Genomic DNA, 17,640 nt, shown 5'->3' with positions numbered 1-17,640 from the left:
GTCCATAGGCTTCATCCTTTATATTGGATTTGGACAGGGACCACCTGTACCATCCATTATAAAGGATTTTTTATGGACTTTTTTCAATTCGGAATTTTCGAATTAAATTAATGCAACGCTAGTGATAATGTATATAATAAATCCAACGGCCCACTATATTTATTGAGCTAGAATTATGGTTGTTCAATTTTCTTTTATTACTCCCATCTGTTTTCATTTTATAAAGATGATTATGGTCAGAGAGATTTACATAATAAATATCGTCGCCAACAACATGAACATCACTTACATCATCGTTAGACAGCCGTTGTTTTTGAGAACCGTCTATTTTTACCCTATACAGTTTGCTATTTGGTCTCGATAATCCTGTATCAACCGTATAATAGATCCACTCGTCGACAACGTTTATATAGGACGGTAAATCTCTATTAATTCTCGTTGCTTGTTTACCGTTTTTTTCCATTTTGAAGAGACCATTTCGTAAATCTAGTAGCGGAATATGCGGGTCTGCAGAATTTGTGAAAAATATCCAATCATCTTGTTCAGCCACAAACGCATAATTGTTTATATTACCTGTTGAATTACCTTCTTGATTTCTATTTTTCACGATAGTTCCATCTCCATGCTCAGGAGTACATCCCATTAAATGAAATACAACCCCAAAAATTAAAATAGTATAAAAAATACGCCTCATTGGGAACCTCCTATCAAATTTATTAAATGGCGGGGAGTCGTGCCACTCCAAGCTCCCCTACCAAAAGCCATGAAATCAGCTCACCAGTCCTTCCAACCACGAATTACATCATCAGCTAGCCTAGGGATTCTTATCCTTTTTAATGTGTCTACTTGGAAATCGCTTAATATTGGTTTCCCCTTACGTGTGCCTCTGGCTAGTACTTCAGCGGATTTTTGCATGCAGTTATTATAAAAAACATCGTACTTCTCTGAAGGCTTAAGTAACTTTTTGGCATATGAGTATGATCCTTCGAAATTCCCCTTAATATAGACTGCACTTGTATATTTGCCGCCTAGCAACCCATTGTCTTTAAGCCATTTGTTCAGCTTTCCAAGATCTTTTACATTTCCACTAGGAACCTTACACAAATAAACTTCTGCAGTACCATGAGGTTTGCCACCACGTCCTCCCCAGTAAAAATAATACCAAGAACCATCCTTTCTTTGAATAAGGAGAGATGTGTGCCCAAAACCATGTGCACCATTCTTAGCTGTTATCCAAATAGCATCGTTGCCATCAGGATCATAATACATTACAGGGTTACTCTCACAATAGAGATATAAATTTTGAGTTAATGGTCTAGTGTCGTGCCCCGAGAATGTATCCCTCGAAAGAAACCTCGCCGTCTCCGGATCATAATACCGCGCTTGCAAGTAGTACAGCTTCGTTTCCCTATCATAATAATATCCTGCATACCCTATCGGCTGTCCAGTCACGGCCGCATTTTCCAAAACTGACAACACTTTGCCCCATGGGTCGTAGCTATAATTCGCGACCGTCGCACCGTTCTCATCAATAATGCGAACCACATCGCCGCGATAGTTCGTGACGTAGTAGAATGTATCGCCATTCGCATTCGTCACCGTATTTGGCTTTCCATTCGCCCATGTGAACGCCCATACGGTTTGGCCGTTGTCATCTGTGATGCGGATAAAATCAGAACCGTTATAGCTATATTCCCCCAACCTAGCCCAAATAAATAAAAAAACTCAAGAATTAATCAAAATTCTTGAGTCAAATGTAACCGACGAGAAAAATTGAACAGTTTTCGCTAAATAAGAGTGAACACTTTTCTGGAAATTCCAGCGTAATCCCTATCACTTGACATGGAGCCTCTGCGTACAAGATATTTCCTAAAAAGCGAACAACAACAAGAATCAGCCGCATGAAACGAGGCTATCATGTACGCCACTCCATGTAAAGTGCACGCTTCTAACTGGTAAAAAACTGTTCAATTTAATCAATCGAATTCTGTTCAGTTTTATTTAGCGGTCACACTGAATCTTGTATTCTTGATCAAATGTTCTCTTTTTCATGATTGGACACCTCGAACCGATTATAATTAAGCTTATTATCATCTCCCTGTTCTCCGTGTCCAATTTTTAGACTAACATCAGATGAACCACCTCCTTCTCGGAAATTTCAAACCGGCGATTTCAGGGAAAAATCACCGATCTTAATCATACGTTCAACACTTTTTTACCTACTGTACACTAAAACATAAAAAATATTAATGTTTGTTTAATCTTCAGTAGAAATCCAATCAAAAGCCAGTCCGTATGCCATAAGCAATTTTTCAGTACTAAGAGTCGTATCACAAAGATGGCAAAGGTGCCATGCGAGTTCTATTAAATCCTCTTTGCTAATATCATTTTCGCTCATGCCATATTGTTGTCTATATTCCACAATCTCATGATCTAAACTACCTCTTTTAAGCTCATTAAGTAAAGCTTTACTAATCTCTCGTATTTCTTGAACCTCTTCTTCATAAAAATAAATAGTATCATCAATCTTTATACCCAGTATTTTTCTCAAATCGACATTAATACGATACTCATATTGTTTTAAAAAGTGAACAACCACACTAGGTATTGATAGCCGAATCATGGATAAATCACTATTTATATTCTTTATAATATGAAATACAATTTCCACTTTTACCGCCTCCACATTATTCTATCTAAACACCTCTTATAATACTGAGTTTCTCTGTAAAATATTCCCCCAAGGGTTCCATACATACTCCTTGGGGGGGGGAATTTAGATTTGAGAAAGAGGAATAAAAACTATTGAGATATCCTCTCCTAGTTCTTTTATTAATCTTGCTGTTAATCTTCTTCCCTTATCATTATGCTTAAATATAAATTCTTGTGAATATTGGGATGAACGTTCCTTTAGTAATGTAGCTTCCTTCTGATATTCTACTATCCATTTTATAAATTCTGTCTTTAACTCCTCAGAAATCGGTAAATCATCCATATCAAAGTTCCAATTACAATCTGCGCACCAAATAGGATCAGCAAAATCCGCTTCTACTTTATAGGCTCTTTGGTGATTACAACGTTTTTTTAAAAACATAGCTCATTCCTCTTTCCTTTCGAACATATTATTTTATTCTTCTCCACCTTTTTTTAGGTTTTCCCCAATAAACAGTTGTTATCACCTTACTCTTGGTAACCACAACCGCTAGACCGTTGTAATAATATACATACGAACTATACCACGGATCATAATATACTCTACCATGTTTTATAGCAGCGGCTATCATTTTAGATGCCACTCTTCTTTCAATCATTCTTTCTGCAGCATGCCAGCTTACTTTCATGAAGTATATCCCTACTTCACGTAAAGCAAACATAGCACCTGTTAGCGCTGTGACTATTTTTAGTAGATCGTTTAACGGATTAATTGACTTGTTTCCATCCGGATCCACCAGCATCACCGGATTATCATTCGCATACGTATACGCATTTTGAGTGATCGGATCGTCTTTGTCTCCCGGATCTGGATCTCTTGAGATAAACCTCGCCGTCTCTGGATCATAATAGCGGGCTTGCAAGTAGTACAGCTTCGTTTCTCTATCATAATAGTATCCTGCATACCCTAGCGGTTGTCCAGCAATAGCTGTATCTTCGGAAACAGACAACTCTTTGCCCCATGGGTTGTAGCTATAATTCGCGACCGTCGCTCCATTTTCATCGACAATGCGGACAACATCGCCGCGATAGTTCGCTGCATAATAGAGCGGATCGCCGTTTTGGTTCTTCACCGTATTCGGTTTGTCGCTCGTCCATACGATTTGGCCGTTGTCGTTGGTAATATGGATGAAATCAGAGTCAGCATGATAGAATTTCATTTCACATATAAAAACTCTTTATTAAAAAGATTTTTTCAAAAGGGTATCTTTTTATATTGATTTTATACACACAAAATTAATATAAAATTATCATGCAGAGGGCCTCATGGTGATAATGTTTCGTTATTGGAGAAAGTGTGCAAAGTGTTAAACATCGACATCCAGGAGTTAATCGAGGTGGAGTAGCCTCCCGCTATAGTAATCGGAATAAGGGGCGGAAAAGTTGCGAAAAAAATTTCAAAAAGCAAGGAGAAAGCGAAGATAAGCTTTTGGGAGATAAAAACGGTAGTAACTGATGATTTTTCAGTTGTTTATTGTTGATATAAAATTGGACATCTTTTTCAAACTCATCCTGTGCGTATCATGCAGGAGTTTCAAGGGTTATTTGTATCTGTTGTACTACAAAGGGAGTTATTTGGCACTACACACCCTAAAAAGACCTTGAAAGAGCCATAATACTCTTTCAAGGTCTTTAAATTTATGCATTGTGTAACACATTTTTTGCAGCTTCGCTATTTGGCATTATCTTTAATATTTCTTGAGCAATTGCTCTAGCTTCTTCTTTACTAATTAACTTTTCTGGAATGTCATGGAATAACAACAGATATTCTTTCAAGCTAACATCTTCAGGGCTTAATTCAACTGCTTTTTTAGCATGGTATAATGCACTTGCATAAGCGTCTGGTAAATGACATAATGCAGTACTTAATAACTCTGAAGCTAAGTAATGATAATATGCAGTCTCATTATTATTTATCAAATAACAGACAAATGAATAAGCACTTATACTCTCTTCATCAAATCCTAATTCAAGAATAACTTGCTCTAAAGTATTTCTATCTTCATTCCCAATATATTCTTTTGCTTTTTGAAAATCACCCGATGTTATTAATTGCTTTATCTTTTCCTTCATAGTTATTTCACCCACGCATCAGATATTCTTATTGTTCCATCAGGTAGTTTTTTGTATGTCACCTGTACCAATTGTCCATTAACCATTTTAACTCTAGAAGAAACAGATTTATAAGGTATATCTGTACCATTATGCATTACATCGATGATAATTTCTTTTATTTTCCCCCAATTCTTATCAGGCACAAGTTTTTCCCATTGATGATTAGATTTTTTACTTCCATTTATGATATGCTTTATCTGATTACTGTTAAGTTTCCCTATTGCATCATGTACTTTAGAAGAAGGCAATAGCTTAACTTTACCCGTACCCTTACGTAAAACCTTCTTTGCTACTTTCCCTACCGCTTTTTTAACTAAACTCTTTGCTACTGCCCCGCTGACTATAACATATGTGAGAGCACCTGCAACAGTCCGATACAATGTGGTTAATCCACGATTCCCATCCGGATCCACCAGCATCACCGGATTGTCATTCGCATACGTATACGCATTTTGAGTGATCGGATCGTCTTTGTCTCCCGGATCTGGATCTCTCGAAAGAAACCTCGCCGTCTCCGGATCATAATACCGCGCTTGCAAGTAGTACAGCTTCGTTTCCCTATCATAATAGTATCCTGCATACCCTATCGGTTGTCCAGCAACGGCCGCATTTTCCGAAACCGACAACACTTTGCCCCATGGGTCATAGCTGTAATTCGCGACCGTCGCTCCATTTTCATCGACCATCCGCACGACATCGCCGCGGTAGTTCGTCACATAGTAGAACGTGTTACCGTTTTGGTTTGTGACCGTGTTTGGCTTGCCATTCGCCCACGTAAACGCCCATACGGTTTGACCGTTGTCGTTCGTAATGCGGATTAAGTCCGAGCCGTCATAGTGATAATGGTACGTCACGCCATTGACCGTTTTCGTTTCTCTCCGTCCATCTGGGCGATACGTGAAGCTGGCGACCGTGTTGCCGTTTACGTCTTTTACTGAAAGAAGACGCCCTTCTCCGTCCCATGTGTATTGGTAGCGGTCGTCCTTGAGAAGATTGCCGGCGTCATCATATGTGAACCCTTCGATTTCGTTGGCCGCATTAAACGTCAACGTCTTGCCGTGCGGATTTTTCAAGTTCCCGGACGCGTCATAGTCGTATTGAACCGTATTACCTTGATACGTCCATGACTTCAAACGGTTGGCAAAATCGTACGTAAACGTATGCGTGTTCACGCCGTCAAAGTACGTCACGATATTGCCATCCGCATCGTATCCGTACGTCAAATCCAACGCGTCGCCGATGACACGCTAACCAGTTAATCTTCCCTTATGTTGTGATCAATCGACACGTGCTTATCTAATAAAAATAACACTTGCAAATATTAACTTTAAAAACGTTGTGGCAAATTATTCTCAAAGACGTATCCGCACTCCCAAGTACCAACTAGCAAATATTGATCATCGTTGCTAAATTCAGCAAAACTCGCATATGGGACACTCTCAATCCATATCGTTTTTAAATCTTCATATCTTAGAATCACAACACTTTCACTATAAGTCAGTACAATAAACCTTCCATCTTGGGATTGATGAAGGTGTCGGAAAAAACCAATTTGTCTCTCGGTGAAACGATTACCAACAATGTGTACTTTCTTTAAAACTGATTTACAGTCAGAATCCATTAATATGACTTCATAGTCGTTTACTAAAATATAAACATCGTGAACAGGGTCGAAAACGACAGAATCCCAGATAGGAACTTCCGAATGACTTTTTAACTCAATGGGCTGTTTATTAATAGGTTCCTTTAATTTAACAATTCTATTCTCTCTATAATCCATTTCATTTACATAACTTAATGTAAACAAATGTTCATTCCGATCTCTTACAAATTGATGATAGTAAATAAGTGTATCGTCATTCTTAAATTTTGTAAGAACCATATACTCCCCTGTATGAATATGAATCGCTCCAATTTGTCGCCCATTATTGGTTTCTACAGCTGAAAGAATCAAGGGATGGTCTTTAGTGAAATTCACATCTCCTTCCACTAACTTAAAAGATTTTTTGGATTGTACTTTTCTAACTAATTGAAAATCTGCCGTACGATAAACACATATAGTACCTGTCGTACTTTTAATTAACAAATAGTTATTGTCTAAGGAAAATCTTATATCTTGTGGATAATTCGGTTTGTTCAGTTCGGCAACTTTTTCCCAAGTTGTTATATCGTAAACGATTGTCTTATTATTCATGTTATGACATAAAAATCGTTTGTCTCCCGATAGTCTTATGCTATAGGAGGTTTTTAGCTTTTTTATTAATTTCATTTGAAACATATTTTGTTTACTCCTTCAATGAGAAATTTAAGTGGATGTTTATGTAAATTTTCAAATTCGTTATAATGTTTATCTAAACAATAAAGGACATAGAGATTAACATAGAGCAATGGTTTCGTTTTACTGACACTTTTCCCCTGTTTATAGTCATACTCACTCTCTATGTTAATCCCCATTTACACATCCATGCTTAAGAATCCGTGGTTAACGATGTCCTAAAAAGTTATTTTAAATTTATAATTTAGAATGGTGAGAGGAAACTCTGCACTTCTAACCATGTTCTAATTGCTTCAAGAGCAGCGACAACTCTCTTTCGGTTCACTTTTCGGCCATATTTTGTATTATAAACAGAACCTATAATGGTATTAACTGCTTGGTAATATTTTGTTGTATGCAGCCTTCTATGCAGCCCGGTTTTGATCCTAACTAAGTTTTCTTTATCATTTACGCCGATTCCAACTTTCTCCAATATCCGTCGAGCTGGTTCTGCTTTTCCAGCCTTTTGTGCAACTATATGGTGTAATTCAGTTTTAGATTTATACTTCGGCCTTTTCTTTACTCTAGCAAAACTTTGTTCAATTAGTTTCGATACAGCATCAAGTGTCTGAACCGCATAATAAACTAATCCAACACCTAGAACCGCTAATGCGGCAGCATAAATTACAGGAATGGCAACAGCAAAATATCCATTAGGATCCATCATCATTACTGGATTATCATTCGCATACGTATACGCATTTTGAGTGATCGGATCGTCTTGGTCCCCCGGATCTGGATCTCTTGAGATAAACCGCGCCGTCTCTGGATCGTAATAACGTGCCTGTAGGTAGTACAATTTTGTTTCTCTATCGTAATAGTATCCCGCATATCCTAACGGTTGTCCAGCTACTGCCGCATTTTCCGAAACCGAAAGCACTTTGCCCCACGGATCATAGCTATAATTCGCGACCGTCGCGCCGTTTTCATCGACCATGCGGACGACATCGCCGCGGTAGTTCGTCACATAGTAGAACGTGTTACCGTTTTGGTTTGTCGCTCGTCCATACGGTTTGGTCGTTGTCGTTAGTAATATGGATGAAATCAGAGTCAGCATGATAGAATTTCATTTCACATATAAAAACTCTTTATTAAAAAGATTTTTTCAAAAGGGCGTCTTTTTATATTGATCTTATATACAAAAAATTAATATAAAATTATCATGCAGAGGGCCTCTGTAACCGACGAGAAAAATTGAACAGTTTTCGCTAAATAAGAGTGAACACTTTTCTGGAAATTCCAGCGTAATCCCTATCACTTGACATGGAGCCTCTGCGTACAAGATATTTCCTAAAAAGCGAGCAACAACAAGAATCAGCCGCATGAAACGAGGCTATCATGTACGCCACTCCATGTAAAGTGCACGCTTCTAAACTGTTCAATTTAATCAGTCGAATTCTGTTCAGTTTTATTTAGCGGTCACAGCCTCATGGTGATAATGTTTCGTTATTGGAGAAAGTGTGCAAAGTGTTAAACATCGACATCCAGGAGTTAATCGAGGTGGAGTAGCCTCTCGCTATAGTAATCGGTGGTAGCGAAGAAAAAGTTGCGAAAAAATTTCAAAAGTCAAGGAGAAAGCAAAGGTAAGGTTTTAGGAGATAAAAACGGTGGTAGCTGATAATTTTCAGTCGTTTATCGTTGATGAAAATCATAAAATATAGCATCTTTTTCAAACTGATTTTGTGCGTACAATCTAACCCTAAGAATTATCAATACAGGAGTTTCAAGGGTTATGCGTATAGGTTGTTGCTCTTGCGCTTTATTCGGCACTCCTCCATGTAAAAAGCCTTAAGAGAATTTATCTCCTAAGGCTTTTGTAACAATATAAAGTTATGGTTCAATTTTTACTTAATTCTTTGAGAACTTCTTTTGCTTTTTTTTCAACATCATTTGCGTTAAAGTAACAATTATATTTTTTAAGGTCTTCTTCAAAAGGTGAAAATCGACTAGTTATTTCTGATAACTCACCAAATAATTTAAGTTCCTTAGTACTTAAACTATCATAGTCTACATGTAAATTATAAATTACAGTAAAATCATTTGAAAAAGTCTCAGTATCAATTTGTTTATTTAAGTAATCCTGTATCAATTGATATAACTTCTTTGAATAATCAATATCCAAGCATTTTCCCTCCTTTATTTAGGAATAGCCTTTAATGGCCCCATTGCTTTCCTAGCATACTCAAAATGCAAGATGGTATTTGTTTTCTTATCATATAGAACTTCTAAGTTGTACTTCTTACCATTTCTATACATTATAGTATAATACATTCGTGCATTTGAACCTCTAGGGTCTTTATAACCTTTACCCTTTATCGCTTGTTGTAGGATTTGCACTGGAACTCTTCTGTCTGGATTATCCATATGCTTTGCAGTAGTTTTAGTAAAGTTCAATCCACCTTTTGTAACTTTACCCGTACCCTTACGTAAAACCTTCTTTGCTACTTTCCCTACCGCTTTTTTAACTAAACTCTTTGCTACTGCCCCGCTGACCATAACATATGTGAGAGCACCTGCAACAGTCCGATACAATGTGGTTAATCCACGATTTCCATCCGGATCCACCAGCATCACCGGATTATCATTCGCATACGTATACGCATTTTGAGTGATCGGATCGTCTTTGTCTCCCGGATCTGGATCTCTTGAGATAAACCTCGCCGTCTCCGGATCATAATAGCGGGCTTGCAAGTAGTACAGCTTCGTTTCCCTATCATAATAATATCCTGCATACCCCAACGGTTGTCCAGTCATTGCGGCATTTTCCGAAACCGACAAGACTTTGCCCCATGGGTCGTAGCTATAATTCGCGACCGTCGCGCCGTTTTCGTCGACAATGCGGACGACATCGCCGCGATAGTTCGTCACATAGTAGAACGTGTTACCGTTTTGGTTTGTGACCGTGTTTGGCTTGCCATTCGCCCATGTGAACGCCCATACGGTTTGGCGGTTGTCATTCGTAACGCGGATTAAGTCCGAGCCGTCATAATGGTAATGATACGTGACACCATTGACCGTTTTCGTTTCTCTGAGTCCGTCTGGACGATACGTGAAGCTGGCGACCGTGTTGCCGTTTACGTCTTTGACTGAAAGAAGACGCCCTTCCCCGTCCCATGTGTATTGGTAGCGGTCGTCCTTGAGAAGATTGCCGGCGTCATCGTACGTAAACCCTTCGACTTCGTTGGCCGCATTAAACGTCAACGTCTTGCCATGCGGATTTTTCAAGTTCCCCGCCGCATCGTAGTCGTATTGAACGGTGTTGCCTTGATACGTCCATGACTTCAAACGGTTGGAGAAATCGTACGTAAACGTATGCGTATTTGCGCCGTCAAAGTACGTCACGATATTGCTATCCGCATCGTATCCGTACGTCAAATCCAACGCGTCGCCGCCGATGACGCGCTGGGCGGTTAATCGTCCCCCATCATCATAGGATGAATAAACATTGAAGGAAGACGTATTGGCGCTATTTTTCAAACTTGTACGGATTGGCAGGCCTTTTTCATTGTAGTAAAACTCGGTCGTTTGGCCCGTCGGCACTTGAATGGACGCTAGACGCTGTAAGACGTCGTATCCAAATGTCGTGGTATATGAATGGCCGCCAGTCGTTTCCACATAGGAACTGCGCAGCCCGTTCGATGAGCTGTTCTCATCTGTCACATAGTTGTTTTGCAGCTGGTACCCGCTCGGTTCTTGAGACGTCTTCAAGCGGTTGTACGTGTCATACGTGAACGAGTACGTTTGGCCGTTTGCGTCAATGCTCGTCACATTTCCTGCATAATCGTACGTATACGAAGCGACTTTCTGGCCGTTGACCCATTTTTCAGTTAATTGGTTTTTGCTGTCGTATTTGAATTCTTGCTTAGCAAGAACCGTTGTATCTTTTCCTTGTTCGACCGACTTTAAGTTCCCGGCATTATCATAATCGTAGCGAATGAATTTGCCTAAGGGGTCTTGTTCCTGTGTCAATAGGTTGATCGCGTTATAATTAAACGTCGTGATGTTGTTTCTCGGATCGATCCGTGTTTTTAAATTCCCTTGTGTATCGTACGTATACTGGGTCGTAATATTTTGCTGTCCTGATGGATCGACCATTGTCACAGATTTTAGTTGATCCAAATAAGTGTAAGTGTATGTCGTGTTTCGTCCAGCTGATGTTGTGACGGATGTCTGGTTTCCATTCGCATCGTAACCGTACGATGTCGTTTGGTTCAGTGCATTTGTCTCCGCTGTGACAAAATTGCCATCCGCACTATACGTCGTGGTCGAAGTTGAAGCCCGTTCTTCGAGCTTCATATTGTCAAAATAGACCGTACCGGATTGGTTGTTATAAATTCCATAAATTTTTGCTTGATTAAAATCTTTGGCCGCCCGGAACGTTTTTTTCACAAATTGCCATTGGTCCGTCAATGTTTTATCGAACGGAATCGTAAACGTTCCCGTTGTTCCATCCGTATACGCGAACGTCAACTGCAATGCAAAAGTACCTGTCGTGTTTGGATTTTCTACATATGCCCAGCCGGACAATGTGAGCGGGTCACCTTTTTTCCCACTGACGGAAACCTGCTGTCCGACATAACGGCTCGCATTGCTGACACCGTTGATTTTGACGGAATATTGCCCAGCCTTTTTTCGCTCGGTTGTCCGACCGTCTCCCGTGCCGAATGCGTTTAGCGTCCAACTATCAAGCGCGGATCCGCTTCCTGCTGTCATGCCGACATTTTCATTCGAAGCATATTCGGTCACTGTCGTACCAGAATCCAACTGAATGCCGTCAAAATAAGCCGTTCCCGCTCCTGTAAAGATACATTCGATATGAATGTACGCGGTATTGCTTGGGGCCGTAAACGTATACGAAACCGGCAGCCAATCTCTTGTTCCTGTAACATAAGGGCTTCCATATACAATGGTATTTCCTGAATTGTCTTTAATATATTGGTTGTTACTGTCTTTAAAATAAATTCGGATTCGTGCTCCTGATCCCGTAACATTCGTTGTTTTAATATATCCAGAGATTGTATACGTCTTGTCTGCTAGCGTCGTGCTAATCGGTACATCTTGATAGTAATAACGCGACCCTTCGGTTCCCATCAGCGTAATTTTCGCTGATTGAGTGCCAAATACATGGTCGGAGCTGATCGAATATTCACTTCCTGCACGAATCGCCCAGCCTGTCGGCAGGTTGTTCGTTCCAACAAATTCAAAGTTGCTATTGATTATCGGATTGGCAGCGAGCGACGATGAAGTCACCGACGACACAGTATTTCCGTAACGATCGTAGGTAAAGTAATCGGTTAATCCTACATGGTTCGTCGAGAATAATAGATTGCTGACACTGTCGTATACGTTTTGCTCGGACAGACCAGAACTTGTAGTCGAATCCATTAAATTGGATTTGCTGTCGTAATGATTGGTTACAGCCTCACCATCTGGTGCAACATTTTTCGTTAAATTTCCTTTGTCGTCATAGTCGGATGAAGTTGTTGGACCACTGGCATCTCCTGTATCTTTGTTAGGTTCAATAACTTTCGTAATTTCGTTATTTTTCCATTCATATTTTGTCTCAGATGGATGCTGCCCTTGGTAGTCTTCAATAATTTTCACAACATTGACAGTGGCCAAATCTTGGTCAATATTACTTTGATAGTACGTTTTACTGCCATTGGCATCGGTAAACACCGTTTCATTAACCGAAGGGTAATCGAGCTGCGCAAAGATGGTATCGGAACGTGGATCAATAACTTTGCTCACTCGATTCTGATCATCATACTCAAATTTCCCTTTATTTCCGTTTCCGTCCGTAATCGCGATTAACTGATTGTTATTGTAATCAAACGTGATTGTTTTTCGCTCTGGCCTGTTTGCCGCATACGTAATCGTTCGCAAACGGTTATGTCCATTCATGCTATCATACGTAAACGTTGTTTCCGTTCCTCGGAAATCCGTGATTTTTTGTAACAACCCTGTTGTTGGGTCGTACGCTAGAGAAAGGTCGCGCCCCGTCGTTTCCGAGCCGTACCGCTCACTAATTTTCGTGATTTGATTGGTCGTTCCATTAAATGTGTACAAAATCGTATTGCCTTTTTCGTCAACGACTTTCGTATTCCGGCCTTTCGAGTCAAAATAATAGAGCGTTTCGTCTGGTTCTTTGAGCGTGTATCCTCCATCCGCCGTGCTGTTAAATTCAAAGAATGTTCCTTCCGGCGCGGAGTACGCCGTGCCTGTATCGTACTGTTGTTTATTAAAATGATAATGTGTGCCGTTTTCATCAATATACTCCACAATCGTCTTGTCGCTGTTTGGAATCAGTTTCCGTTGCGCGCTAAAAGTCCATCGGTATCCATATACATCTTCAAAGTCCGAACGGCTGTTGTACACCATTTTTAAGTTGAAGGCATCCGTTCTTCCAAGAAGCGATAAAATCGGGATGTCATATACCATATTCCCGTTAATCACGTTTACAACGGCGATTCCTTCACCGTTAAACAAGTCCGGTGTATACGTCCAGTAATCGGTAATCCCCAATAACTTCTTTGAACGATAAGCGATCACAAGTTTTGGTTTTCCGTATGGTGTTCCATCTGAACTATTCCATTCGGTGGAACGGAACAATTTTTGAGTGGCTGTCGCCTCCTGTGCATCATCCGTTTTTAAGACAACCCCATAGTTTGCATAGGTTCCGTCATACCAGCCTTTGACTAAATCCGAAACGGTAAAATAGTTATACGCATTTTTCGTTTCCGATTTCGTATAGATCGGCGTTGGATCAAAGCTTGGTTGTGTGCCCCAAGTGAGGGTAGAGGTATTAAATGCACTTGTCACCCGATATATAGAAATAGCGGGACCGGATGGTGGTGAGCTGGAATCAGGACTATACTGATATACTCCGATACTAGCCGCAGTTACTTTTGCATTTGGAATATTCGGTAATGTCGGCCACTTTAGATAGGTACGCGTTTTTCCAAGAGTTGAATCCTTACCGATGGACAAATAGTTTAGATTGCTGTAACTATTAGAAGCAGCGGCACTGGCCACAAACGTATCCTGCGCTTGGAACACGTCGATCCAAGGGTCAATGACGACGGGATATACGCGCTTCGGATCTTTTAAATACGCTTCATCTGCTGTGACAGTGAGAATAAATCCATCGTCGACAGGTGTCACCTCTTGGGTGACTTGTTCTGACACGTTTCCTTCTTTTGATGAATCGTACATGTATGGGCGCTGGATATAAAATAAAAATTCTCCTGTTTTGGCGTCTGTGAATTCGATGATACCAGACGCTTGCTTTTCAGCCTTTAGCCCTTGAGCTTTAATATGAAATGTAAAACGGTTATTGCCTTGATAGGAATCGAGAATAATATTTTCCTTAACCTTTGTTCCGTCTAAAGTATAATCAAAAGTCACTCCAGGATAGATCTGCTTATATTGGATGCGATCCTTTTGGAGTGTTCCCGCTACATCCTTGATTCCCCTGAATACTTTTGTTGCTGAAGCGTCATCATCCGATAGCTCTACCGCCACTTGATGGCCAGCGATTTCATACGTAAATAATCTTGCTCGGCGATTTTGTTTCGGTTTTTTAGAAAATTTCACCTTAAATTGATTCGCTTTGTTTTCGAATTCCTGCTGTGAGTTTTCAACCAGTGTGTTATCAATATCTACCCATTGGCCGTTTTTCTTAAAGTGAATCGGCTCTGCAAATACTTCTGCGGTATACGTTCCATCCGAATTTTCATAGACCTTCGCTGTTTCCGTCCGGAGAGCCGGGATTTCCTTTTCTTTCGGATAAGGATCATTGGCAGAGACGATATTTTGGTTATCATTCGAAAAGCTTGGAGACCCTGCTTCTGACGTTTCATTAGCAGCATCAGAAGCAGGGATGGAATCCCCCTGTTCGACGTTTGCGGAAGGAGACGACGAAGACCCTTCATTATTGGAAATTGGCGCTTCACCATTCTCTGGAGCTTCTGTCGGAGAAGCGTTCACTGCTGGAGGCGCATTCTCCTCCGCTTGAACAAAAGGAGCAAGCGTTGAAAACATCATTGTAAAAGCAAGCAAATAAGAAATAAATGAATACCACTTAGACTTCCTTTTCCTCATCTGTTGTCACCTCATTCGTTGCTAAACTGAAAAAAATCAATGATCAAACAATCAGCTGAATCCCTCCTTTTTCATCTAAATTTGGGACAATATCATTTTAATCACTTGTACAGAAAAGGAGAATAGGGGAAATTAAATCTATTTTCGTTTATTTTAAGAAAATAGCCCTATATATGGATCTACATACTAAAGATCTCCACTACATTTTCTTAAAATATCGTATCAACTCAAAGACAATAAAAAACAAAACCCTGTTCTATCCCCATACAACGTACCGCGATTGGCTAGAGGCAGCTGTTCAACAAAACTAATAAAAGCCCCCAACCCAAGCTTTAGGCTTGAGTCGGGAGCTCATGGCCATTTTGTTGGGCGCAAGTGCGTGATTCCAAGGAAAGGGCGAGGGTTTCGCTAAATTTATCCTCGGAATTGGCGGATCTGTTCATGCAGCTCATCCGATACCCCATGAATGCGGCGCGCCATCTCGCTAAGTTGCTTAGCAAGCTGCCCTTGATGCTCGGCCGATTGGACCATGGTGCTGATCGAGCCGCTGACTTCCCTTGCGGCTGACAACGTGTGCTCTACGGCGGCGGCAATTTCTTCTGTTCCTGCCGACATCTGCTGAGCAATGGCGGATAATTCTTGAACTTCATCTGTGTTTTTCTGCACGTTTGTTACGATGTTGGCAAAAATCGAACGAATTTCCGCCACTTGGCCGCGGCCTGCGTTTGCTTCCTGTTCCCCTTGCTCCATCTGCTGAACGGCTTGTTCGGTGGTTATGCGGAAGCGGTCCATCATCTTTCCGATTGTATCAACGGAGCTTTTTGAATGCTCAGCCAGCTTTCGAACTTCATTGGCCACCACCGCAAATCCGCGGCCGCTTTCTCCAGCACGGGCCGCCTCAATGCTCGCATTCAACGCTAAAAGATTCGTTTGCTCGGAAATACCGCGAATCACATCAAGAATATGGCTGATTTCATCTGTTCCTTCCGATAATTGTTGAATGCAGTTCGCGGTTTCCTTGATTTTGGCATACATGCTTTCCATTTGCTGCATCGCTTGATCAACATGACGATCCCCTGTTTGAACATCGCGATTCATTTCTTCAGCCGATTCAGCAAGCAAAGAGGAAGAGTGAGCGACGCGCTGGATGCCAGTCGCCATTTCTTGAATCGCCGCATTGGATTCCCTCATGCTTTCAAGCTGCTGCTGCGAATAAGAATGAACAATGCCGGCTGTTTTGACCATTTTTTCATTTTGCTCTTCCGTAAAAGCAGCATGCGATTGCAGTTCGCTGGACGCTTGCACCATCCAATCATTGCTATGCTTGATTTTGTCAATCAGAAGAGACATTTGGTCCACCATCGTTTTAAATGAGCGAATTAAAGCAAACAATTCATCGTTTCCTTTGTCCCTAAGCTGGAGGATCTTCTGGTGCGCTTCTCCCAGTTTTCCTGCTGCCATCTGCTCCGATGCAGCTGTTAATAGAGTGAGCGGCCGGAAGCGGCGGCGCAAATATAGGAAGATTCCTGCGCTAATCAGAATCGCCACCATAGCAGACCCGAGAAGAAACGGCCCGTGAATTTGTTCCTTCACCGCAGACATGGTTTGCTCCACATAGTTTGCAGGCAAATCAACACCAAGCACTCCAATCATCTTGCCGTTATGCATAATCGGTGCAAATGCTGATAAATAATCCCCATACTGTTGATCATGGACGATATCCGTATAATCTGTTTTTCCATTTAACGCTCCATCAATGTCTTTTAACGTTGTGGAAGAAGTAGAATCGCCTATGGCCGATGCCACCTCGGAGCCTGGCGGTTGACCGTCAATCATGATGGAGAGTTTTTGTCCATCGACGCGCAACGTATATACGTACAATGCGCCGATTTTTTCCCGAATATCATTCAATTGCTCTCTTAACTGCCAATATGTATCATTCTCGGCTGGCTGCTGCAAAAATGACGCATATTTCTCTGTATCCAGCATGCCGGCAATATTTTTTGCTTGTTCAGCAGCATAGCTCCCTACTGTGCGTTTCGACGCCTGCTGGACAATATACGAAAATACGAAAGCATTCACTAATGTAAGTGCGACAAACGTGCCAGCCATCCATAATGAAAGTCGAGTCGCCAAGCTTCGTTTGATTTGCGGCATTGTGTCATCCCCTTTAAGCTAATCTATGATGAAAATCACCTTTATCATAACAAATGTCGAATATTGTTGAATAGTAGAGGAAGGCACAATAAATTTTTTCCATATGAAAGACGGAAAATATCGTATTGGTAAAGGACTTTGATGAAAAAACACGTCCACAAATGCGCCTTCCGCCGATCGTCCAACAGCTTCACCCTATGATGAAAATAAGGCAAACACCTGCGGCATAGCTTTGCTCA

12 protein-coding genes are annotated in these 17,640 nt (G+C 40.8%); all 12 read right to left on the bottom strand.

The window, feature by feature from the left end:
* Positions 1-118: 118 nt before the first annotated feature.
* A complete protein-coding gene (locus AT864_RS16565; protein ID WP_066150923.1) occupies positions 119-694 on the bottom strand; it encodes a DUF5050 domain-containing protein in 576 nt (191 codons plus the stop codon).
* Positions 695-774: 80 nt separating this feature from the next.
* A complete protein-coding gene (locus AT864_RS16560) occupies positions 775-1,545 on the bottom strand; it encodes an RHS repeat-associated core domain-containing protein (RefSeq protein WP_255357523.1) in 771 nt (256 codons plus the stop codon).
* Positions 1,546-2,257: 712 nt separating this feature from the next.
* A complete protein-coding gene (locus tag AT864_RS16555) occupies positions 2,258-2,671 on the bottom strand; it encodes a hypothetical protein (protein ID WP_066150917.1) in 414 nt (137 codons plus the stop codon).
* A 105-nt stretch (positions 2,672-2,776) separates the two neighbouring features.
* Complete coding sequence (locus tag AT864_RS16550; RefSeq protein ID WP_066150914.1) at positions 2,777-3,094, bottom strand: hypothetical protein; 318 nt, start codon at positions 3,092-3,094, stop codon at positions 2,777-2,779.
* A gap of 28 nt (positions 3,095-3,122) precedes the next feature.
* Positions 3,123-3,872, bottom strand: a complete 750-nt coding sequence (locus AT864_RS16545) for an RHS repeat-associated core domain-containing protein (protein ID WP_066150911.1) — start codon at positions 3,870-3,872, stop codon at positions 3,123-3,125.
* 478 nt (positions 3,873-4,350) lie between these two features.
* Complete coding sequence (locus tag AT864_RS16540) at positions 4,351-4,785, bottom strand: hypothetical protein (RefSeq protein WP_066150908.1); 435 nt, start codon at positions 4,783-4,785, stop codon at positions 4,351-4,353.
* A gap of 2 nt (positions 4,786-4,787) precedes the next feature.
* A complete protein-coding gene (locus AT864_RS16535) occupies positions 4,788-6,050 on the bottom strand; it encodes an RHS repeat-associated core domain-containing protein (protein ID WP_255357522.1) in 1,263 nt (420 codons plus the stop codon).
* Positions 6,051-6,154: 104 nt separating this feature from the next.
* Positions 6,155-7,105 carry a hypothetical protein gene (locus AT864_RS16530; protein WP_027407958.1) on the bottom strand — a complete coding sequence of 317 codons (951 nt, stop codon included), beginning with the start codon at positions 7,103-7,105 and terminating at the stop codon, positions 6,155-6,157.
* A gap of 241 nt (positions 7,106-7,346) precedes the next feature.
* Positions 7,347-8,198, bottom strand: a complete 852-nt coding sequence (locus AT864_RS16520; protein WP_066150900.1) for an RHS repeat-associated core domain-containing protein — start codon at positions 8,196-8,198, stop codon at positions 7,347-7,349.
* 780 nt (positions 8,199-8,978) lie between these two features.
* Positions 8,979-9,263 (bottom strand): colicin immunity domain-containing protein, encoded by a 285-nt coding sequence (locus AT864_RS16515; RefSeq protein ID WP_012573891.1) that lies wholly within the window; start codon positions 9,261-9,263, stop codon positions 8,979-8,981.
* Positions 9,264-9,277: 14 nt separating this feature from the next.
* Positions 9,278-15,244, bottom strand: a complete 5,967-nt coding sequence (locus AT864_RS16510; protein WP_066150897.1) for a DNRLRE domain-containing protein — start codon at positions 15,242-15,244, stop codon at positions 9,278-9,280.
* Positions 15,245-15,658: 414 nt separating this feature from the next.
* Positions 15,659-17,401 (bottom strand): methyl-accepting chemotaxis protein, encoded by a 1,743-nt coding sequence (locus AT864_RS16505; protein ID WP_066150894.1) that lies wholly within the window; start codon positions 17,399-17,401, stop codon positions 15,659-15,661.
* Positions 17,402-17,640: the final 239 nt, after the last annotated feature.

It is taken from the genome of Anoxybacillus sp. P3H1B (assembly GCF_001560855.1).
Taxonomy (GTDB): domain Bacteria; phylum Bacillota; class Bacilli; order Bacillales; family Anoxybacillaceae; genus Anoxybacteroides; species Anoxybacteroides rupiense.
The sequence above is the reverse complement of the archived record's forward strand: the minus strand, read 5'-3'. Positions and strand labels throughout refer to the sequence as shown.